This is a genomic window from Halanaerobium sehlinense (genome assembly GCF_055379485.1).
Window position 1 is genome coordinate 145,988 of the sequence record NZ_AP042442.1, and the last position, 20,960, is coordinate 166,947.

Sequence of the window (20,960 nt, forward strand, 5' to 3'; positions counted from 1 at the left end):
TAATAATTTAATTAAATATTTATTCAAGGGGAGTGCATATCTAATAATGAAGAAGATTTTAATTTCACTTTTATTGATAACTGTTCTAATGGTTCCGACATCAGCTCTGGCTCAAGATATGGAAATGAACGGTGAAGAGCCTGCCGATCAATCATTGAATCCAAATAATAAGGTTGTAGCAACTGTTAATGGAGAAGAAATCACATCGCAAGAACTGGCTCAGCAGGCAAATGTTAATCAGATTTTACAGCAGGTAAGCCAGGTTGATCAGCAGTTAGCACAGATTTTAGCAAGTTCTGAAGCTGGAAATCAGGTACTGGAAGAGCTGCAGCAGGCGAAATTAGATAACATAATTGATAATGTTTTATTAAAGCAGGCAGCAGAGGAAGAAAATATAACTTTAAGCCAGTCAGAAAAGGATGAAATTTATCAGCAGCAGAAAAGTGCTATTTTGAAACAGCAGCAGATGAGTGAAGAACAATTTTTATCTATTCTAAAAAAGCAGGGTTATGAAAATGAAGCTGCTTATAAAGAAGAATTCTCAAATAATCCTCAGATTAAAATCAATAAATTAATTGAAGAAAAGGTGATTTCAAATATTGAAATCAGTGAAGAGGAACTGCAGCAGGCTTATGATCAGAATAAAGATGCCTTAGCTCAAAGTGGTCAGGATGCTTCATATGAAGAAATAAAACCACAGCTGGAACAGATGCTCAAACAGCAAAAACAGGGGCAGGCAATTAATGATTATTTATCAAAGCTGAGAGAAGAAGCTGAAATAAAGAAAAATATTTAAGTAAAGCTTTAAATAAAAATTATATACACTTTAGTTCTGTGAGTCCTGTGTAAAAGCAGGGCTTTTTACTTTTTTTAGCTATTGTAAATTGATTACTTACAATTAATTATATTTACTGGTATACTGAGAAAGAATAATCTAACACATATAGGAGGCATTATCGATGACTAAAGATCAAAAAAATGATAATTCATATCAGGCTAAAAATGCCTGGACAGAGATGGGGGAAGCAGAAAGAAAAGAAGTTTTTGCTTTTAACGAAAAATATGCTAAATTTTTAACTGAGAATAAAACAGAGAGAGAATTTGCCAGTGCTGCTGTTGCAGAATTAGAGGCAGCAGGATTTAAAAATATTAATGAATATCAAAAATTAGAAAAAGGCGACAAAGTTTATGTAGAAAACCGTTCTCGAGCTTTAATGGCTGCTGTAATTGGAGAAAAAGACTTAAAAGAAGGTTTAAAAATTGTAGGGAGCCATATTGACTCTCCAAGACTGGATTTAAAGCCAAATCCACTTTATGAAAATGGTGAAATGGCAATGTTTAAAACCCATTATTATGGAGGAGTTAAAAAATATCAGTGGGTTACAATGCCTTTAGCTTTACATGGAGTAGTTGTTAAAGATGACGGCAGTCAGATTGAAATTAAAATTGGAGAAAAAGAAGAAGACCCTGTTTTCTTTATTAGTGATGTTCTGCCGCATCTTGGTAAAAAGCAGATGAAAAAATCAATGAATGAAGGAATTAGCGGTGAGCAGCTAAATGTAGTTGTTGGCAGTATCCCTGTCGATGATGAAGATGCGAAAGACAAAATTAAAACTGCTGTTTTAAATTATCTGCAGGCTGAATATGATTTTAAAGAAGAAGATTTTATCAGTGCTGATCTGCAGATTGTACCAGCTTTTAAAACCCGTGATGCTGGTTTTGATAGAGCTTTACTTGCAGGTTACGGCCATGATGATCGGGTCTGCAGCTATACTGCGCTTGAGGCGATTTTGGATGTACAGGATCCAGAATATACATCAGTGCTGCTGCTGATGGATCGTGAAGAAGTTGGAAGTATGGGCTCTACCGGAATGCAGTCCCACTTTTTTGAAAATCAGGTAGCAAACCTGGTCGACCTTTACTATGATCAGTACAGTGAGTTAATTGTACGTAAAGTAATGCAGAACTCTAAGGTGCTTTCAGCTGATGTAAGTGCTGCTTATGATCCTGACTTTGCAGAAGTATATGCCAAGCATAATTCAGCTTATCTTGGTAAAGGTATTGTTATTTCTAAATATACCGGTGCTAGAGGCAAGGCAGGAGCTTCAGAGGCCAGTGCAGAATTTATGGGAGAAATCCGCGGTACTTTTAACAATGCTGGTGTAATCTGGCAGACTGCTGAACTCGGTAAAATTGATGAGGGAGGCGGCGGAACTATTGCCCAGTTTTTAGCAAATTATGATATGGATGTAGTTGACTGCGGACCTGCTGTGCTTTCAATGCATTCTCCTTATGAAGTTGTGAGTAAGGCAGATGTTTACCACTCCTATTTAGCCTATAATGTATTTCTAGAAAAATAAATTACTAAATTATGAAGCAGTAAAAATAATTTTCAGCTAAATTTAATTTTTTAAAATGTTAATTGCTTAACTTTAATTAAATTTATATCGTATATAATAAATGTTGTAAGCTAAAATTGTATTCTAGATTGATAAAAAAATAAAGTTAATAATTAATAAAACCCAGGGAGTGATATGTAATGGCAAAGATAGACCAGGAAGAGAAAATTAAGATTAAGGAACTTTTCACTAAAAATCTAAAAGATGAAGTTAATTTACTTTTCTTTACCAAAGAAGAGGGATGTCAGTACTGTGGAGACACTGAAGAAATCTTAAAAGAGGTAACTGAACTTGATGAAAAAGTAAATTTTGAAACTCATTTATTAGGCAGTGAAAAGGCTGAAGAATTTGGTGTTGACCGAGCTCCAGCAATTATTTTCTTAAACAATGATGGCCAGGATAGTGGAGTTCATTTTTATGGAATTCCTTCAGGTTATGAATTCACTTCATTAATTGAAGATATTTTAGATATCTCTGATAATGATAGAATAGATTTATCTGATGATATTAAAAAAGAAATAATGGCCATTGATTCTGAAGTTCTGCTTCAGGTTTTTATTACACCAACCTGTCCTTACTGTCCACGTGCAGTTAGAGTTGCCCATCAGATGGCAATGCTTAACCCTAAGATTAAAGGTGAAATGGTAGAGGCAATGGAATTTGAAGAGCTTTCAGCAAGCTTTAATGTATCTGGAGTGCCGAAAACAGTGATTAACTCAGGTGCAGATGAGCAGGTTGGAGCAGTTCCAGCAAAAACTATTTTAAAGAAGATTCAAAATCTAGCTGTGGCAGCTAGCTAAAATAAAGATTTAATATTTGTTTCAACTGTACCCGGTGCAAAAAACATTTTGCACCAGGTACAATAAAATTTTAATAACACAATAGGGGGAAATTCAATAATGAGTAAACCAGTTAAGGTAACAGATGGAAATTTCAACACTGAGGTTCTAAGTGCTGATAAAAGAGTTCTAGTTGATTTTTGGGCAGAGTGGTGTGGACCATGTAGAATGGTGGCTCCTGTAGTAGAAGATATTGCCGCAGAATATGGTGAGCAGATTAAGGTAGCTAAATTAAATGTTGATGAGAACCAGTCTACCGCATCTCGCTATGGAATCATGAGTATTCCAACAATGTTGGTTATGGAAGATGGTAAAGTCGTAGATAAATTAGTTGGCTATATGCCTAAAGATAAGCTGGTAAGTAAGCTGAATTTAAAATAAATTTTATTTATTTTTAAGTGCCTCTCTTTTTATTTTAGAATAGGAAGAGAGGATTTTTATATTTTATTGCAGATAACCCTGTAAAAGTAGAAACTTTTATGATAAAATGAAGATTGATTAAAAAAGGAGGGTTATCAGTGCAGCGCTTATTAATAATATATACCCCTGATGACGATTTAGAAGAGATTGCAAAAGGGATTAAAGAAGGGGCAGAATCACAGGGGTTTCGAGTGGATTTGAAAAACACCAAAGATATCGGAACCGGTATTTCTTTTTATCCATATGATTTAATAGCAGCAGGTAGTCCCACTAAAGGTATTTTTAAGGGGAAAATAGATAACTCTTTAAATAAATTTCTTGCTGAAGCTAAACGAACTGTTGGTAAAAATTCTGTAGCATATGTTAAACCACGTTTTTTTGCTACAAACAAGGCATTGAAGAAAGTAATGGCAGCTCTTGAATCTCAGGGCTGCATAGTTAAGAATTTTAAAGCCATTAAAGATCACCGTTCAGCAGTAGAATTTGGCAAAAATATTAAAATATAGAATTTAAAAACCGCAGTTAAAAAATGGGCTGTGGTTTTTTCAAATTATAAAATTTGGAGTGAGTTAATAGAGGATGAGTAAAAAAGTTTCTATTAAATTAGAAAATGTACAACAAATAGTTGATGACCAGGAAAAACAGAAGATAAATAATAATTATCAGGGCGAATTTTATATCAAAAATGAAAAGTTATATTTAAGTTATGAAGATAATGCTGAGGGAATCGATGGTTCTCAAACGATTGTTAAAATTGATCCAGACCGGGAGAGAGTTTTACTGCTGCGCCAGGAGCCTGCAGCTATGAAGCAGGATTTTGTCTGTGGTAAAAAACAGGAAGGATATTTTAAGACTGCTTATGGAGAAATTAAGATAGCAGTTAAAACAAAAAGATTAGAAATGGAGATCAGCGAAAAATCAGGACTGATAAGAATAAACTATCAGGTCTTTTTAGGTGGAGAACTAAATGCTGAACACCATTTAAAAATAAATTATAAAATAATAAAGTAAATCTATAGGAGGTTTATTGTTTTGCAGAAAAATTTACAGGCCGCTGTAGAAGCTGAGTTAATCAGTTTTCTGGTCGAGAGTGTTAAAAAAGCTATTTTTGATGGAGATTTGGACTTAGAAAAGGTGCCGCAGGTTTCAATTGAGGTCCCTAGAGAAAAAGGACATGGTGATTATGCAACTAATCTAGCAATGGTTTTAGCCGGACAGGCCGGAATGAATCCACGTAAGATTGCCGAGATTATTGTCGATAATTTTGAGAGTGAAATAGTTGAAGAAATCAGCATTGCTGGGCCGGGTTTTATTAATTTCAAACTCAAAAATGCCTGGCTCTGGAATAATTTAAAGATTATTACCAAAAGAGCAGATGATTATGGTAAAATTGATGCTGGTAATGGAAAGAGAGTTCAGGTGGAATTTGTTTCTGCAAACCCAACTGGTCCGCTGCATGTGGGCCACAGCCGAGGAGCAGTTGTTGGTGATGTTACTGCTGCAATTATGGAAGCTGCAGGTTTCGATGTAGAAAAAGAATACTATATTAATGATGCCGGAAATCAGATGGATATTTTGGCTGAATCAACACTTTTAAGGTACCGCGAAATCTTAGGGGAAGAAATTGAAATGCCTGAGGATGTTTATGCAGGTGATTATATCATAGAAATTGCTCAGGATCTATATGATGAGTATGGGCCAGAATTAATGAAAAAAGAAGAAGCGACAAGGCTTGAAATTTGTCGAGAGTATGCCTATCAGGAAATGCTGAAAAATATAGAACATGATCTGGCTGAATTTGGGATTGAATTTGACAGCTGGTTTAGCGAAAGAACTTTACATCCTAATAAAATTCAGCATGCAATTGATCTTTTAAAAGAAAAAGGATATATCTTTGAAGAAGAGGATGCTATCTGGTTTAAATCAACTGACTTTGGTGATGACAAAGATCGAGTAATCATCAAATCAGATGGTTCTCCAACTTATTTAGCTGCTGATATGGCTTATCATTTGGATAAACTTGAGCGAGGTTTTGATAAACTAATTAATGTTTGGGGTGCAGATCACCATGGGTATATTCCAAGGATGAAAGCTGTAATTGAAGCCTTTGGTTATCCTGCTGATACCCTGGAAGTAATTGTTGTTCAGATGGTTAACTTACTTCGTAATGGGGAAAAAATGCAGATGTCTAAACGTGCAGGCAGCTTTGTTACTATGAATGAAGTGAATCAGGAAGTTGGTAAAGATGCAGCTCGCTATTATTATGTGATGCGCAGTACTGACAGTCATCTTGATTTTGATCTGGAGCTTGCCAAAGAAGAATCAACAAATAATCCAGTTTACTATGTTCAGTATGCCCATGCCAGAATTCACAGTATTTTAGATAATGCTGAGCTTGAAGCTGATGCGGAAAATCTTGATTTATTAACACATGAAGCTGAGATTGACTTAATGAAGATGCTGGCTAAGTTTCCAGAAGAGATAAAAATGATTGCAGAATCGCGGCAGCCACATCATTTAACAACTTATGCTTATGATCTTGCAACAGCTTTCCATTCATTCTATAATAATTGTCGTGTGAACACAGATAGTGATAAATTGGCAAAAGCCAGACTATATTTAGTAAATGCTGCCCGTCAGGTATTAAAAAATGTCTTAACACTGCTTGGAATTAGTGCGCCGGAGCAGATGTAATAATATTAAAAATTAAAAGTGGAGGAGATAGTAAAATGACGAAATATATTTTTGTGACAGGAGGAGTAGTTTCTGCTCTTGGTAAGGGAATCACTGCAGCTTCCCTGGGACGCCTGCTTAAAAGTAGGGGTCTTAAAATTAGTATTCAAAAATTTGATCCTTATATTAATTATGACCCAGGGACAATGAGCCCCTATCAGCATGGTGAGGTTTTTGTAACTGATGATGGTGCTGAGACAGATTTAGATTTAGGACATTATGAAAGATTTATTGATACTAACTTAAGTCAGAGTAATAATGTTACTACAGGAAAAATTTATGGTTCTGTAATTCAAAAAGAACGCAGAGGAGATTATTTAGGGGCAACGGTTCAGGTGATTCCTCATATTACAGATGAAATAAAGGATAGAATTACCCGAGTTGGTCGTGAGACTAATGCAGATGTAGTTCTAACTGAAATTGGTGGTACAGTTGGTGATATCGAAAGCCTACCATTTTTAGAAGCCATTAGACAGCTAAAAAATGATTTGGGACGGGATAATGTCCTTTATATTCACTGTACTTTAGTTCCTTATCTGGCAGCAGCTGGTGAGTTAAAAACCAAGCCAACTCAGCACAGCATCAAAGAAATGAGGAGCATTGGAATTCAGCCTGATATAGTTGTCTGCCGTTCAGAAAGAGAGCTAACTCAAGAAGTTAAAGATAAGATTTCACTTTTTGGTAATGTAGAAAAAGATGATGTTATCAAACTTGTTGATGCAGAACATATTTATGAAGTGCCGCTGATGTTAGAAAAAGAAGGAATGGCAGAAAATGTTATTAACAAACTAAAGTTAAATGATCGTGTTCAAAAAGCAGATCTTAAAAACTGGATTGAACTTGTTGATAAAATAAAAGAGCGTGACCAGCAGGTTAAGATTGGGATTGTCGGAAAATATGTTGAGCTTCCTGATGCATACATAAGTATCGCTGAATCATTTACTCATGCTGGAATTGCTAATAACTGCGAAGTTGAAATTGAATATATTTACGCAGAAGGTATTGAATCTCTGGCTCAGGCTGAAAAAGAGATGGCTGATTTAGATGGTATTTTAGTTCCAGGTGGATTTGGAGATCGGGGAATTGAGGGTAAGCTGAAAGCAGTAGAATATGCCCGCAAAAACAAAATTCCTTATTTTGGAATTTGTCTTGGAATGCAGTGTGCAGTAATTGAATTTGCACGTAATGAACTGGAATTGAAAGAAGCCAACAGCAGCGAGTTTGACGAGGATAAAAAAGAACCTGTTATTGCACTAATGCCTGACCAGCATGATGTTGAAGATATGGGAGGTACAATGCGTCTTGGTCTTTATCCCTGTAAATTATCAGAGGGGAGCATCAGCCGCGATTCTTATCAAGAAGAAGTTATTTATGAAAGACACCGACACCGTTATGAATTTAATAACCAGTACCGCGAGCAAATTGAAGCTGCAGGAATGGTGCTGAGCGGTCTTTCACCAGATGAAAGACTTGTGGAAATAGTAGAAATTCCAGATCATCCTTGGTTTGTAGGGGTTCAGTTCCATCCAGAATTTAAATCAAGACCAAATAGACCACACCCTTTATTTGTCAGCTTCATTGAAGCAGCTTTAGCTAATAAAGAGTAATAAGGAGGAAAAAATATGGCAGGGGACCTGGTTAAATGTGATTTTGATTCTCCAATAGCGACTGTCAGCATCAATCGCCCGGAAGTTTTAAATGCCTATAATGAAGAATTACTGGACGAGTTATATCAAACTCTGGCAGAACTCTTTTCAGCAAATAAAGCCGCAGCAGTAATTTTAACTGCTGAAGGTAATAGAGCCTTTTCTGTTGGAGGGGATATTGACTATTTAGAAAAGCTGAACAGTGAGCAGGCTAAAAAATTGTCACAAAAAGGACAGAGCTTGTGTGATTTGATTGAAAACAGTGACCCTGTTGTTATTGCAGCGGTTGATGGTTATGCACTTGGTGGAGGAATGGAAATTACTTTAGCCTGTGACTTGAGACTGGCCTCAACTCGTTCTCGTTTTGGACAACCGGAGGTTAAACTTGGTATTATACCTGCTTTTGGTGGAACCCAACGTCTGCCGAGATTGATTGGAGAAGCTGAAGCCAAAGAACTTTTATATACAGGTGATATAATAGATGCAGCACTAGCTTATGAGCTGGGATTAATTAATAAGGTAGTTACTCCTCGAACTCTGCTTAAAGAGGCCAAAGAACTTGCTTTAGAAATAACTGACCGCTCAACTAAGGCTGTCAAACTAATTAAAACAGCTGTTAATAAAAAATACACAGAAACTGCTAAAACAGGTTATCAGTATGAAAGTGAAGCCTTTGCCGAATGTTTTAAAACTGAAGAGCACCGAGTTCGAATTAAAGAAATTAAAAAAATAATTAAAGAAGATAATTAAAGCTCTTTGTTTCCTTAAACTAATTTTTAAGATTCAAAAAAGGATTTTTAGAATCAATGAAGAATAATTAGGTTAAGGAGGTGAAGACCTGGCCTCAAGTTTACAGGCCGGGATAAAGAATGCTAATAAATCTTTCAACAACTATCGCTTTAAGCTGTCCTGCCTGTGGTCGTCTGGAAAAGGAAGAAATCAATATTTTTGAGCTGCCGGTAGGTAAATTAAAACAGTTAAGCTGCAGCTGTGGAGCAGAAAAAGCTTCAATTAAAAGAACAGATAATTCTAGACTGCAAATTAATTATTTTTGTTTACACTGTAATAAAGCTCATAAAGTTAAGCTTTCAACTCATAAATTCTGGTATTCTAAAAAGTTAAATCCTCTTTCCTGCATAGAGACAGGTCTAAACCCGGGTTTTTTTGGTAGATCTGCTTTGGTTAATGAAGAAATCAAAAAAGAAAAGCAGGAGCTAGAATTAATAGCAGCCGAGTTAGGTTTTGATGATTTTAAAAATCCAGATATAATGCTGCAGGCATTAGACTTTATTCATGATATTGCTGAAGAAGATGCCTTGAGTTGTGAATGCAGTAGTGATAATATAAATATAGAATTGTTTTCTGATAAAATTCAATTGATTTGTAATGATTGTGGAGCACGCCTAAATATAGCGGCTGTCAATGAAGATGATCTTAAAAGATTAAGGCAGCTTAACAAAGTGTGTATCCACTCTATTCAGGGAAAACCAAATAACTTTTAAAAGACCCTGAATTTACTATCTAATAAGGAGGAAATAATTATGAACTTAGTTCCAATGGCAGATATTTTACAGGACGCACACAAGAAAACTTATGCAGTCGGTGGTTTTAATATTAATAATATGGAATTTCTACAGGGTATAATGATGGGAGCAGAAGAACTTAATTCTCCTGTTATCTTACAGGCGAGTGAAGGTGCAATTCGATATATAGGAATGGATTATGTAATACAGATGGTCGAAGCTGCAACCAAAAACACTAATATCCCTGTTGCTTTACATTTAGATCACGGTAGTGATTTCGAAAGTATTATGAAGTGTATCAGAGCTGGATTTTCTTCTGTGATGATTGATGCTTCTAAAAAGCCATTTGAAGAAAATATTGCTTTAACAAAAAAGGTTGTAGAAGCAGCTCACAGTGTGGGAGTTAGTGTTGAAGCAGAATTAGGGACAATTGGTGGTACAGAAGATGACCACACAGTTGAAGAAAAAGATGCAATGTATACTGATCCAGATCAGGCAAAAGAATTTATTGAGGCAACTGGAGTAGATGCTCTGGCAATTGCAATTGGTACTGCTCATGGAGTTTATGAAGGTGAGCCGGAATTAGATTTTGAAAGACTCGATAAAATTAAAAAGTTAATCGATATGCCTGTTGTTTTACATGGAGCCTCTGGTATTTCTGCAGAGGATTTAAAAACAGGTGTTAAATATGGTGTTAACAAAGTTAATGTTAATACTGATTTCCAGCAGGTATTTACTGCTAAGGTTAAAGAAATTTTTGCTGAAAAGCCAGAACTATATGATCCACGTAAATACTGTGGACCTGGTAGAGAAGCTATTGCCGAAAAAGTAAAAGAAAAGATTAAAATTTTAGGTAGTGACGGCAAAGCCTGGTAAGCAATTATTGGTACCGGGTACCTGTAAAATATTTCCGCATTTATTAACTGGACTAAAATGTTGGAAGTATTTCACAGGTGCCCGGTATTTTTATTTCAGCTAAGGAGGATTCAGTTGACACAGCTTTGGTTAGAGTTTATTTTAATGGCAGTATTTATTATTATTTCAGGGACATATCTTTCACAATTTGGAGATGTAATTGCAGATAAAAGTGGATTGGGGCAAGCTTTTATCGGGGGGATTTTAATAGCAATGGCAACCTCACTACCTGAACTGGTAACCAGTGTAAGTTCAGCTATTGTAGGTGCACCAGATATTGCTGTTGGTAATGCCTTCGGCAGTAACACTTTCAATCTTGTAATTTTAGCATTTGCAGATCTACTTCAGGGCAAAGGTCCTTTACTACTTCGAGTTAACTACAGTCACATCCTTTCCGGACTTGTTGGTGTTTTACTTTCAGCTTTGGTAGTCTTCAGCTTAATATTATCTCATTTTATGAATTTTAATCTGAGTATTTTTGGAGTAGGCTTAGACAGCATAATTCTGCTTTTAACTTATCTTGTCAGTGTCAGGATGATTTATCGTTATGATCGGAATAATCCACTTGATGCCAAAGATGAGGAAAAAGAAGATCCAAATCCAGATTACACTTTAAAAAAAGCACTGCTTGGTTTTGCAGCCTGTGCCGTTGTGATAGTATTTAGCGGTTATCGTTTAACTTTAGCTGCAGATCAGATATCAGCAGTGACGGGTATTGATCAGAGTTTTATTGGATCTATTCTAGTGGCTGCAGCTACTTCACTGCCGGAACTGGTTGCTACAATTTCTGCTGTTAAAATAGGTGCTTTTAATATGGCAGTTGGAAATGTTTTTGGCAGTAATATCTTTAATATGACAGTTATTTTCTTTGCGGATCTTTTTTACAGGCAGGGAGTTCTGCTTCAGGATGCCCGCATTGTTCATATTTTAACTGCGACTGTAGGGATAATGATGGCGACAATAATTTTAATTGGTTTATTTTACCGCTCACGCAGATCATTTATGTGGATGGGCTGGGATGCAATTGCAGCAGCAGTTGTTTATTTTGTAGGAGTGTATTTGCTATTTCAGCTGGGGCTAAATGTAATTTAATTTCAAATTTTTTGCTTGGTCAATCTAAATATTTTGTCTTTAAACTTAAGTCTAAAAATATAAGTCATTCAATTATAATTTTTTTATGAAAAAAATTAAATTTAATAATGTATACTAAAGTTTAGAGACAAAATATAAGTTTTATAAAAATTTGAAATTAATTACTCTTCAGAGATTAGGATTTCGATTTTTTAATTAGTTATTATTTTTATGAAATACATATAATGATTTATTCAAAAGATATAAATTATTTTCAAATAAAACAAGGGGAACTTTGAGAAAGGTGGACTTGGTGTGCTTAACATCAGTGAATTAGAAAGAAAAACTATTACAGAATTACATGAAATAGCAAAGGAGATGGATGTCAGCGGTTATTCGCAGATGCGGAAAAAGGATTTAATCTTTGCTATTTTGAAAAAAGGGACAGAAAAAGGGGGTAATATTTTTGCTGAAGGAGTTCTAGAGATTATTCAAAGTGAGGGTTATGGGTTTTTAAGACCTTCTAAATATATTCCTTCCAGTGATGATATTTATATTTCTGCTTCTCAGATTAGACGCTTTGATTTACGGACTGGAGATGTTGTTTCCGGCCAGGTGAGGGAGCCTAAAGATAACGAAAAGTATTTTGCGATTTTAAGAATTGAGGCTGTTAATTATCAGGACCCTGAAAAAGCCAGGGAGCGGTCTCATTTTGAAGATTTGACTCCGCTTTACCCGGAAGAAAGATACAAGCTGGAGTATCACAAAAATGAAATTTCTTCAAGAATGATTGATCTAATTTCTCCAATTGGAAAAGGGCAGCGGGGATTGTTGGTTTCTCCTCCTAAGGCCGGTAAAACAGTACTTTTAAAGAAAATAGCAAACAGCATTCGTTATAATTACCCTGAAAGTAAGATGATGATTCTACTTATTGATGAGCGCCCGGAAGAAGTTACGGATATGAGGCGTTCGGTTGATGCAGAAGTAATTGCCTCAACGTTTGATGAGCCGCCAGAAGAACATATTCAGGTAGCAAAACTGGTGCTGGAAAAAGCCAAAAGATTAGTTGAACATAAAAATGATGTAGTTATTTTATTAGATAGTATTACCAGACTGGCTCGGGCTGCTAATGTTACAATTCCACCCAGCGGCAGAACTCTTTCCGGTGGTTTGGACCCAACAGCAATGCATTTCCCCAAAAGATTTTTTGGAGCAGCTAGAAATATTGAAGAAGGCGGAAGTCTGACAATTATTGCTACCTCTTTAGTTGATACTGGAAGCAGGATGGACGATGTTATTTATGAGGAATTTAAAGGCACCGGTAATATGGAGCTGCATTTAAACCGTCGCCTTGCCGAAAGAAGACTATTTCCTGCTATTGATATTGATCGCTCGGGAACTAGAAAAGAAGAAATGCTTCTAGAAGAAAAAGAGCTTGAAATAATTTGGAAGCTTCGTCAGCAGACTGCTGAGATGACTGAATATGAATTAATGGATACTTTTTTAAAGCAGTTGAAAAATACTAGAGATAATGAAGAACTGCTGCAGATGCTGGATAAAATATTTAAGAGCTGAGCTTGATATTTTGATTTGCTTTTTTCCTTGCATAGCGAAAAAGCCTGTGTTATAATAAATCTTAGCTTGAAGATTTATGTCTTCAGCCCGATTGTTGAGACAGAAATCAATCGGTGTATCAATAATTATGTGTGCAAGAGAGGTGATATAGATGCGTGAAGGAATCCACCCAGACGTAAAAGAAACTACAATAACCTGTGCCTGCGGCGAGGTTTATAAGACTAAGTCAACTAAAGAAGATATCAGGGTTGAAGTTTGTTCTAGCTGTCATCCATTCTATACAGGAAAACAGCGTAAAGCCAAAAAAGGTGGTCGTGTCGAAAGATTTAATAAAAAATATGGGATTTCAGACGAAAGCTCAGAAGAAGATACTGAGTAGAACGGGAAAGAAATCCTTTTTTTCTGCTGCAGGGCTTAATTGCTCTGCTTTTTTTTTAGAAAATTTTTCATGAATTTACTTTTAAATTATAAATTTTAATAGTATTTAAACTTTAAAAATTTATTTTTTAATTAATTTTCCCAAAAAAGATAAGCCAAACTGACGAGGTGGAATAATTGTATAAAATAACAAAGAGTGGCTGGCTGGAAGTGATTACTGGTCCGATGTACTGTGGTAAAAGTGAAGAATTGATTCGGAGACTGAGAAGAGTAAAGATAGCTAAACAAAAAATAAAAGTTTTTAAACCTGTTTTAGATAACCGCTACAGTAAAAAAGATGTTGTTTCTCACAGTGGAGACAGTATAGAAGCAGTTCCGGTTGATCATCCGGAAGAAATTTTAGAGAGAATTGACAATACAGTTGATGTTGTAGGTATTGATGAAGCGCAATTTTTTCATGAAGATTTAGTTGAAATTTGTGAAGAACTGGCAGATCAAGGAATTAGAGTTATTTTAGCCGGTTTAGATCGAGATTTTCGCAATCAACCTTTTGGGCCAATGCCTGAATTAATGGCTAGAGCCGAATATGTTGATAAACTGCATGCTATCTGTATCCAGTGTGGAGAACCCGCAAGTAGGACTCAGAGGCTGATTGATGGGGAGCCGGCCGCAGCTGATGATCCGGTAATCCTGGTTGGAGCAGCTGAGGTTTATGAAGCTCGCTGCAGAAGTTGTCATGCCATTAAAGGAGAATAACTTTATAATTCAAAGATAAATATGAGGTGAAATATAAATGTTTGATTTAAATGATTTAGAAGAAAAACTGGATAAATTAGTTGATAATTATAAAAAACTCAATTCTAAGCTGAGTGATCCAGAAGTAATTAATGATAGTGATAAATATCAAAAATTACTAAAAAAACACGCTAAATTGAAAAAGATTGTAGATAAGTACAAGGAATACAAAGAAGCAAAAGAAGGAATTGAAGAAGCAGAAGAAATGATGGAGCTTGATGACGATCCAGAAATGCAGGCTTTATTTGAAGAAGAAATTGCAGAATTGAAGCCTAAAAAAGAAAAATTGCAGGAAAGACTGCCTATTATGCTGCTGCCTGATGATCCCAATGATGAGAAAAACGTTATTGTGGAAATTAGAGCTGGAGCAGGTGGTGATGAAGCTGCACTTTTTGCTGCAGATTTATATAGAATGTATACCCGCTATGCAGAAAGCCGGGGTTGGAAGGTAGAAGTCATGAGTGCCAATGAGTCTGGAACTGGTGGTTTTAAAGAAATTATCTTTACCATTGAAGGTACAGATATTTTCAAATATTTAAAGTACGAAAGTGGAGTTCACCGCGTCCAGCGTGTTCCCTCAACTGAATCCAGCGGTAGAATTCATACCTCAACCGCAACTGTAGCTGTTTTACCAGAGGCTGAAGAAGTCGACGTAGAAATTAATACTAATGACTTAACAATAGATACTTTCCGCTCCAGTGGTCCAGGTGGCCAGAGTGTAAATACTACTGATTCAGCAATCAGAATTACTCATAAACCAACTGGTCTTACTGTTTCCTGTCAGGACGAAAAATCTCAGCATAAAAACAAGGCAAAGGCGATGCGCATTTTAAGAGCACGTCTGCAGGAGAAAAAAGAGCAGGAAAAACAACAGGAGCGAGCAGAGGCCAGAAAGTCTCAGGTTGGTACAGGTGACCGCAGTGAAAAAATTAGAACTTATAACTTTCCTCAGGGAAGAGTTAGTGATCACAGAATTAATTTAACTATCCACCAGCTTGATAAGATTTTAGATGGTGATCTTGATCAGGTTGTTGAAGCTTTAATTGAGGAGGATAATATCAAGAGATTGGAGAAGATCTAAAATGAATATCAAAGAACTTCTTAACCGCAGTGATCAGTTTCTGGCTGCAAAAGGTATTGAAAGTTCTCGTCTTGATGCAGAGGTGCTGATGGCAGATCTGCTTGATATGGAAAGAATAAATCTTTATGTAAAATATGATTATCCTTTAAAAAGTGATGAGATTAATAATTATAGAGAAAGAATAAAGAAAAGAGCGCAAAGAATTCCTGTTGCTTATATTACTGAAAAAAAGGAGTTTATGTCTTTAGAATTTAAAGTGAGAGAAGGGGTTTTAATCCCCCGTCCTGAAACTGAAAATCTGGTTGAGGCAGTGATTGAATACTGCCGCGAGCAAGAGATTCAGAGCCCTCAGATCATTGATGTCGGGACAGGCAGTGGAGCTATAGCTGTCAGCTTGGCCCATTACCTAGAGTCTGCAAAAGTGGTTGGAGTTGATCTTTCAGCTAGAGCCTTAAAAGTTGCCCGCCAGAATATGGATCAGCATGGATTATCTGAAAGAATGAGCATTTTAAAAAGTGATTTATTAACAGAATTCATAAGAAGAGAAATTACGGGTATAGATCTTATAGTTTCAAACCCTCCCTATATTTCAAAAAAGGAAATGGAAGAACTGCCGCCAGAAGTGAAAAAAGAACCAGAAACTGCATTAGCAGCAGGAGAAGATGGTCTGGATTATTATAGAAAATTGATTCCACAATCTGAGCAGGTTCTTAAAGACGGAGGTAGATTGTTCTTAGAAATAGGTTACCAGCAGGCAGAAGCAGTCAAGAATCTCTTTGGCAGCAGCTGGGATAAAGTTGAAATCAAAAAAGATTATTCAAAAAATGACCGGATAGTAGCTGCAAGTTTTAAAGAAGGGTAAATTAGTTTTTAAAAATATGGCTGCAGCATTAAAAATTAGGTGGAATTAAATGCGATTTGAGACTAAAATCAAAAAAACAAAATATCAGGCTGAATTAGAGAGTGGATCTATCCAGCATTTAGCTCGAGATGCTTCATTTGTAGAAAAACTAAAACAGGATTTGACAGTTGCTGAAGCAGCAGATTTTCTGCAGCAGGGGGAAGTTGTGGGCCTGCCGACAGAAACTGTTTATGGTCTGGCAGCTGATGCATTAAATCCAGAGGCTGTTAAAAAGATATTTCAGGCGAAGGGGCGTCCTCAAGATAATCCCTTAATTGTACATATAGCACAAAAATCGCAGCTTAAGGATTTGGTGAGTGATGATATTTCTGCTAAAGCTGAGATGTTGATATCTGAGTTTTGGCCCGGTCCTCTAACTATTATTTTTCCAAAAAATAAAATTGTTCCTTTGGATACATCAGCTGGTTTAGATACTATTGCAGTTAGGATGCCGGCCCATCCATTGATTCTGGCAGTGATTGAAAAATCGAATTTGGCTCTGGCAGCTCCAAGTGCAAATACATCTGGTTTTCCCAGCCCAACACGAGCCAGCCATGTTTATAATGACTTAAAAGGAAAAATACCACTGATTTTGGATGGAGGTCCCTGTCAGGTTGGAGTAGAGTCTACAGTAATAGATATTAGAAGTGAGCAGGTAAAAGTTTTGAGACCAGGTGGGATAAGTCGAGAAGAGCTTTCTCAATTCTTAGATGAAAAAGTAATTCTGGCTTCTGATTTAAAAGATAAAAAAGTATTATCACCGGGGATGAAGTACCGCCACTATGCTCCTAGAAAAAAATTATTTGTTTTTAATTTTTCAGATAAAAAAGCTGTATTAAATCAGGCGTTAAAAAGAGCTGAGATAAAAAAAGTTGCCATAATAACTGCTAGAGAAAGTGAAATTGATGCTGAAGAACTTGCAGGAAAAGAAATTGAGCTTTTAAAGGTTTTTAGTCATGCAAAACCGGAAGAGATGGCTCAAAAGCTTTTTTATTTACTTAGAAAACTTGATTCTGATGATAGTATAGCTGAAATTTATATTGAGGAATTAAATTCTGCTGGTATTGCTGAAGCTGTTATGAATAGAATTTATAAAGCTGAAGCTGCCGAAAAACATTCTCAGCCAGGAGGTGGAGACAATTAAAAGAATTTTATTTGTTTGCACAGGAAATACTTGCAGGAGTCCAATGGCAGAATATTTATTTAAAGATTTAATTAAAGATAATGATGAACTTAAAGCAGAGGAGTGGGAAGTCCTTTCTGCAGGGATTTCAGCTGTCAAAGGGGCTGAAGCTAACGATAAGGCAAAATCTGTGATGAAAGAAATTAATATTGACCTTTCAAATCACAGCTCTCACAATATAGATGATATTAAATTAAAAAAAGAAGATTTGATTATTACTATGACCCGAAAACACAGCCGAGCGTTGGTTCTCAGACATCCAGATTTAGCTGACAAGATTTTCACTCTAAAAGAATTGAGTGGTTTGGAATCTGAATCAAATGATATTCAGGATCCTTTTGGTCTTTCTAAAGAATTTTATCGAGAAACTAGAGATGAAATCAAAGAAAACTTAAAAAAACTTTTGAAAAAATTAAATAACACTGCACTGATAGAGGAGGATTAAGCCTCTTTTGGTAGAATAATATAATATGAAGGGAGAAATTATTTTGAGTGAATTACATGTAATGGAACATCCGTTAATTAGACACAAAATTGCAATTATGAGGGATAAAAATACTGGGCCCAAAGAATTTAGAGAACTTGCTGACGAGGTTGCTACTTTAATGGCTTATGAGGTAACAAGAGATATGCCTTTAGAAGATGTGGAAATTGAAACACCAATTACAAAAGGCAAGTTTAAAATGATCGCTGGTAAAAAAATGGGGATTGTGCCAATTTTAAGAGCTGGATTGGGAATGCTGGATGGGGTTTTAAAACTAATTCCTGCTGCTCGTGTTGGTCATATTGGTCTATATAGAGATCCTGAGACTTTAGAAGCAGTTGAATATTACTGTAAGCTTCCCACAGATATTGAAGAAAGAGATCTGCTGGTAGTAGATCCAATGTTGGCCACAGGTAATACTGCTATGGAAGCTATTAAGTTTATTAAAGAGAGAAATCCACGCAGCATTAAGCTGATGGTTTTAGTTGCTGCTCCAGAAGGAATAAAAAAGATTCAGGATGCACATCCCGATATTGATATTTGGACAGCTGCTTTAGATGAAAAATTAAATGATCATGCTTACATTGTTCCTGGTCTTGGGGACGCTGGCGATAGATTATACGGAACTAAGTAAATGCTAGTGATACCGGGTGCTTGTAAAAATATGCCTTATTAACTAACAAAAATATATAATGGATTATTTTTATAAGTGCCCGGTATTTTATTACAATACCTTTTTAAAAAGGAGTTGAGGGAATTGCTATATCTAGCTGCTTTTGCAGTATCTTTAGTTTTAGCTTTAGGAATAACTCCAGTGATAATCAAATTGGCACATAAGTTTGATTTTGTTGATAAACCTGGAGAAAGAAAAATAAATAAAAAGATTGTGGCAACAGCTGGTGGTACAGCAATTTATCTTGCCTTTATGATTCCGTTGAAATTTTTTATACCGATTAATCCAACGATTAAGGGAATTATAGTTGGGGGCAGCTTTATGCTGCTTTTAGGCCTACTGGATGATAAATTTGAGATATCAGCTCCTGTAAAATTTAGCGGCCAGATAATTGGTGCTTTGATTTTAATTTTTTATGGGGTTAAGATTAATTTTATAACTAATCCTTTTGGAGGTTTCATTTACCTGGGGATTTACACAATACCATTTACTGTTTTTTGGATAGTTAGTATTATTAATACCATCAATTTAATTGATGGTCTTGATGGTTTGGCTGCTGGTGTTTCAATAATAGCAGTATTGACTCTTTTTGCAGTGGCTTTACAGGAAAATCAGCTTATAGCTCCAATGCTGGCAGTGCTGCTTGCAGGAAGCTGTCTTGGTTTTCTGAGATATAATTTTAACCCGGCTGAGATTTTTATGGGAGACACTGGTTCAATGTTTGTTGGTTATATTATTGCAGCTGTTTCGATTACCGGAGCCTTAAAAAGTGCGGCGGCAGTAACAATTTTTGTGCCAATGCTGGCCCTGGCAGTTCCTATTCTGGACACAACATTTGCAATTGTCAGAAGAGTTTTTAATGATCGACCAATCGGAGAAGCAGATCACGGTCATATTCATCACCGGTTGCTGGCTATTGGTATGAACCAAAAACAGGCAGTTCTTTCCGTTTATATAATTAGCTCTATTCTAGGTGCAGTTGCTTTTATAATTAATGGAATCAAGTTTGATCAAGCTTTAATAATTTTTATTGCTGTCATTTTGATTGTTATTTTTGGGGCTAAAAAATTAGGTATTTTTTCTGTAGAACTTCCACAGGAAGGCTGTTCACTGGAAGACAGTTAAAAAGTTTTGATAGGCTTTAAAAGCTTCCATATCAAGCTTTTTAATGAATTTACAAGAGTAATTCACTCTGGTTTATGTTTGTTTTTTACAGATTAAAAATATTTATAAATATAAAATAAATACTGTATTCAATTTTTTGCTTTTTTAAAAACTTTGTTGTTAAATTCACAAATTTTCCTTGCAACTTTAGTTTTTATATAATAAAATATTAAAAAAAGGTAAGATTAAAATGGATAAAAATAATTGGCGTCAGATTATGAGAGCTTTTTCTTTGCTGACAGAAGTTGGATTATTAATAGTTTCTGCTGCCGGAATTGGTTTTGGTATGGGTTATTTAATTGACAATATTTTTAATTTTAATCTTTTTTTTAAATTAAGTGGTTTAATTATTGGTCTGGCAGCTGGCTTTTATTCTGTTTATAAATTATTGATCTCAACTTTTGATGATAAATAAAGTTTATTTTCTGATTATTTCATTTATTTATATTGTTGATTTAAGATCTATTGATTTTAATTTTCAAATTATCTTAAGAGAGGAGGAAATATTTTGAATCCAGGTCCACAGATACAATTTTATTTGTTTGGCAATGAATTATTTCCAGTAACTGATACTCTAATTGTTGGCTGGATCTCTGTTATAATAATTTTGATTGGAGCTAAATATTTAACTTCCAGTTTAACTATTCGCCCCAATGGAAAACAAAATATAGCAGAATTTATGATAGAACTGATTTATAAGCAGATTGAGCCAATGCTTCCGGGTGAAGGATGGAGATTTCTTCCTTTTATTTCAACGATTTTTATTTATGTTGGAGTTGGAAATTTAATTGGAGTCGTTCCTGGGGTTACTAACCCAACTGGTGATTTAAATACAACACTTGGTCTTGCTCTTGTTGTTTTTCTGGTTGTACAGTATGAAGGAATGCGGGAGTATGGAGTATGGGGATACATTAAAGGATTTGCAGAACCTGTAATTTTCCTGCTTCCAATTAATGTGATTGGAGAGTTAGCAAAACCAATTTCACATTCTTTCCGTCTATTTGGAAATATAGTTGGTGGTGGAATTATAATCACTCTAATTTATCAGGCAGCACCTGCTTTAATACCAGTGCCTTTACATGCCTGGTTTGGTGTTTTCACAGGAGCAATTCAGGCTCTAATCTTTGGTATGGTTTCTATTGCCTATATATCAGTTGCCAAATCTTAACATTTAGAAAGG

At 35.6% G+C, this 20,960-nt stretch carries 23 protein-coding genes; all 23 read left to right on the forward strand.

What is annotated here, in order from left to right; all coding sequences use genetic code 11:
• Positions 1-46 precede the first annotated feature (46 nt).
• The 23 genes from ACZ446_RS00705 (at position 47) to atpB (ending at position 20,948) form a co-directional block, all read left to right on the forward strand.
• Entirely contained in the window at positions 47-796 is a 750-nt protein-coding gene (locus ACZ446_RS00705) for a SurA N-terminal domain-containing protein (RefSeq protein ID WP_464393251.1), read from the forward strand.
• Positions 797-959: 163 nt separating this feature from the next.
• Positions 960-2,360: an aminopeptidase gene (locus ACZ446_RS00710; protein ID WP_464393252.1), complete on the forward strand. Its 1,401-nt coding sequence runs from the start codon at positions 960-962 to the stop codon at positions 2,358-2,360.
• A 179-nt stretch (positions 2,361-2,539) separates the two neighbouring features.
• On the forward strand, positions 2,540-3,199 hold the full coding sequence (gene pdo / locus ACZ446_RS00715; protein WP_464393253.1) for a protein disulfide oxidoreductase: 660 nt from the start codon (positions 2,540-2,542) through the stop codon (positions 3,197-3,199).
• 99 nt (positions 3,200-3,298) lie between these two features.
• Positions 3,299-3,619: a thioredoxin gene (gene trxA / locus ACZ446_RS00720; protein ID WP_464393254.1), complete on the forward strand. Its 321-nt coding sequence runs from the start codon at positions 3,299-3,301 to the stop codon at positions 3,617-3,619.
• A 137-nt stretch (positions 3,620-3,756) separates the two neighbouring features.
• Positions 3,757-4,164 (forward strand): DNA-binding response regulator, encoded by a 408-nt coding sequence (locus ACZ446_RS00725; protein ID WP_464393255.1) that lies wholly within the window; start codon positions 3,757-3,759, stop codon positions 4,162-4,164.
• 73 nt (positions 4,165-4,237) lie between these two features.
• Positions 4,238-4,669 (forward strand): YwiB family protein, encoded by a 432-nt coding sequence (locus tag ACZ446_RS00730; RefSeq protein ID WP_464393256.1) that lies wholly within the window; start codon positions 4,238-4,240, stop codon positions 4,667-4,669.
• A gap of 21 nt (positions 4,670-4,690) precedes the next feature.
• Positions 4,691-6,352 (forward strand): arginine--tRNA ligase, encoded by a 1,662-nt coding sequence (gene argS, locus ACZ446_RS00735; protein ID WP_464393257.1) that lies wholly within the window; start codon positions 4,691-4,693, stop codon positions 6,350-6,352.
• A gap of 35 nt (positions 6,353-6,387) precedes the next feature.
• Positions 6,388-7,998 carry a CTP synthase gene (locus ACZ446_RS00740; RefSeq protein ID WP_464393258.1) on the forward strand — a complete coding sequence of 537 codons (1,611 nt, stop codon included), beginning with the start codon at positions 6,388-6,390 and terminating at the stop codon, positions 7,996-7,998.
• 15 nt (positions 7,999-8,013) lie between these two features.
• Entirely contained in the window at positions 8,014-8,787 is a 774-nt protein-coding gene (locus ACZ446_RS00745; RefSeq protein ID WP_464393259.1) for an enoyl-CoA hydratase/isomerase family protein, read from the forward strand.
• 119 nt (positions 8,788-8,906) lie between these two features.
• A complete protein-coding gene (locus ACZ446_RS00750; protein WP_464393260.1) occupies positions 8,907-9,539 on the forward strand; it encodes a hypothetical protein in 633 nt (210 codons plus the stop codon).
• Between the two features lie 39 nt (positions 9,540-9,578).
• A complete protein-coding gene (locus tag ACZ446_RS00755) occupies positions 9,579-10,436 on the forward strand; it encodes a class II fructose-1,6-bisphosphate aldolase (RefSeq protein ID WP_464393261.1) in 858 nt (285 codons plus the stop codon).
• A 114-nt stretch (positions 10,437-10,550) separates the two neighbouring features.
• Positions 10,551-11,567 carry a sodium:calcium antiporter gene (locus ACZ446_RS00760; protein ID WP_464393262.1) on the forward strand — a complete coding sequence of 339 codons (1,017 nt, stop codon included), beginning with the start codon at positions 10,551-10,553 and terminating at the stop codon, positions 11,565-11,567.
• Between the two features lie 294 nt (positions 11,568-11,861).
• Positions 11,862-13,121, forward strand: coding sequence for a transcription termination factor Rho (rho, locus tag ACZ446_RS00765; RefSeq protein ID WP_464393263.1), 1,260 nt, complete (start codon positions 11,862-11,864; stop codon positions 13,119-13,121).
• 151 nt (positions 13,122-13,272) lie between these two features.
• Positions 13,273-13,500 carry a 50S ribosomal protein L31 gene (gene rpmE / locus ACZ446_RS00770; protein WP_464393264.1) on the forward strand — a complete coding sequence of 76 codons (228 nt, stop codon included), beginning with the start codon at positions 13,273-13,275 and terminating at the stop codon, positions 13,498-13,500.
• Between the two features lie 224 nt (positions 13,501-13,724).
• Complete coding sequence (locus tag ACZ446_RS00775; protein ID WP_464394360.1) at positions 13,725-14,255, forward strand: thymidine kinase; 531 nt, start codon at positions 13,725-13,727, stop codon at positions 14,253-14,255.
• Positions 14,256-14,292: 37 nt separating this feature from the next.
• A complete protein-coding gene (prfA, locus tag ACZ446_RS00780; protein ID WP_464393265.1) occupies positions 14,293-15,375 on the forward strand; it encodes a peptide chain release factor 1 in 1,083 nt (360 codons plus the stop codon).
• Between the two features lies 1 nt (position 15,376).
• A complete protein-coding gene (gene prmC / locus ACZ446_RS00785) occupies positions 15,377-16,237 on the forward strand; it encodes a peptide chain release factor N(5)-glutamine methyltransferase (protein ID WP_464393266.1) in 861 nt (286 codons plus the stop codon).
• Between the two features lie 49 nt (positions 16,238-16,286).
• Positions 16,287-17,420 (forward strand): L-threonylcarbamoyladenylate synthase, encoded by a 1,134-nt coding sequence (locus ACZ446_RS00790; RefSeq protein ID WP_464393267.1) that lies wholly within the window; start codon positions 16,287-16,289, stop codon positions 17,418-17,420.
• A 43-nt stretch (positions 17,421-17,463) separates the two neighbouring features.
• On the forward strand, positions 17,464-17,904 hold the full coding sequence (locus ACZ446_RS00795) for an arsenate reductase/protein-tyrosine-phosphatase family protein (protein WP_464393268.1): 441 nt from the start codon (positions 17,464-17,466) through the stop codon (positions 17,902-17,904).
• A 25-nt stretch (positions 17,905-17,929) separates the two neighbouring features.
• On the forward strand, positions 17,930-18,577 hold the full coding sequence (gene upp / locus ACZ446_RS00800; RefSeq protein WP_464393269.1) for a uracil phosphoribosyltransferase: 648 nt from the start codon (positions 17,930-17,932) through the stop codon (positions 18,575-18,577).
• Positions 18,578-18,700: 123 nt separating this feature from the next.
• Positions 18,701-19,741: a glycosyltransferase family 4 protein gene (locus tag ACZ446_RS00805; RefSeq protein ID WP_464393270.1), complete on the forward strand. Its 1,041-nt coding sequence runs from the start codon at positions 18,701-18,703 to the stop codon at positions 19,739-19,741.
• A 229-nt stretch (positions 19,742-19,970) separates the two neighbouring features.
• Positions 19,971-20,195 (forward strand): AtpZ/AtpI family protein, encoded by a 225-nt coding sequence (locus tag ACZ446_RS00810; protein WP_464393271.1) that lies wholly within the window; start codon positions 19,971-19,973, stop codon positions 20,193-20,195.
• Between the two features lie 93 nt (positions 20,196-20,288).
• Positions 20,289-20,948, forward strand: a complete 660-nt coding sequence (gene atpB / locus ACZ446_RS00815) for a F0F1 ATP synthase subunit A (RefSeq protein ID WP_464393272.1) — start codon at positions 20,289-20,291, stop codon at positions 20,946-20,948.
• Positions 20,949-20,960: the final 12 nt, after the last annotated feature.

Excerpts from the sequence above, each read along its gene's own strand:
- ACZ446_RS00705 (WP_464393251.1), top strand. The coding sequence starts at position 47 with ATGAAGAAGATTTTAATTTCACTTTTATTGATAACTGTTCTAATGGTT.
- ACZ446_RS00710 (WP_464393252.1), top strand. The coding sequence starts at position 960 with ATGACTAAAGATCAAAAAAATGATAATTCATATCAGGCTAAAAATGCC.
- pdo (WP_464393253.1), top strand. The coding sequence starts at position 2,540 with ATGGCAAAGATAGACCAGGAAGAGAAAATTAAGATTAAGGAACTTTTC.
- trxA (WP_464393254.1), top strand. The coding sequence starts at position 3,299 with ATGAGTAAACCAGTTAAGGTAACAGATGGAAATTTCAACACTGAGGTT.
- ACZ446_RS00730 (WP_464393256.1), top strand. The coding sequence starts at position 4,238 with ATGAGTAAAAAAGTTTCTATTAAATTAGAAAATGTACAACAAATAGTT.
- ACZ446_RS00740 (WP_464393258.1), top strand. The coding sequence starts at position 6,388 with ATGACGAAATATATTTTTGTGACAGGAGGAGTAGTTTCTGCTCTTGGT.
- ACZ446_RS00745 (WP_464393259.1), top strand. The coding sequence starts at position 8,014 with ATGGCAGGGGACCTGGTTAAATGTGATTTTGATTCTCCAATAGCGACT.
- ACZ446_RS00750 (WP_464393260.1), top strand. The coding sequence starts at position 8,907 with ATGCTAATAAATCTTTCAACAACTATCGCTTTAAGCTGTCCTGCCTGT.
- ACZ446_RS00755 (WP_464393261.1), top strand. The coding sequence starts at position 9,579 with ATGAACTTAGTTCCAATGGCAGATATTTTACAGGACGCACACAAGAAA.
- rpmE (WP_464393264.1), top strand. The coding sequence starts at position 13,273 with ATGCGTGAAGGAATCCACCCAGACGTAAAAGAAACTACAATAACCTGT.
- ACZ446_RS00775 (WP_464394360.1), top strand. The coding sequence starts at position 13,725 with ATGTACTGTGGTAAAAGTGAAGAATTGATTCGGAGACTGAGAAGAGTA.
- prfA (WP_464393265.1), top strand. The coding sequence starts at position 14,293 with ATGTTTGATTTAAATGATTTAGAAGAAAAACTGGATAAATTAGTTGAT.
- prmC (WP_464393266.1), top strand. The coding sequence starts at position 15,377 with ATGAATATCAAAGAACTTCTTAACCGCAGTGATCAGTTTCTGGCTGCA.
- ACZ446_RS00790 (WP_464393267.1), top strand. The coding sequence starts at position 16,287 with ATGCGATTTGAGACTAAAATCAAAAAAACAAAATATCAGGCTGAATTA.
- ACZ446_RS00795 (WP_464393268.1), top strand. The coding sequence starts at position 17,464 with ATGGCAGAATATTTATTTAAAGATTTAATTAAAGATAATGATGAACTT.
- upp (WP_464393269.1), top strand. The coding sequence starts at position 17,930 with ATGAAGGGAGAAATTATTTTGAGTGAATTACATGTAATGGAACATCCG.
- ACZ446_RS00810 (WP_464393271.1), top strand. The coding sequence starts at position 19,971 with ATGGATAAAAATAATTGGCGTCAGATTATGAGAGCTTTTTCTTTGCTG.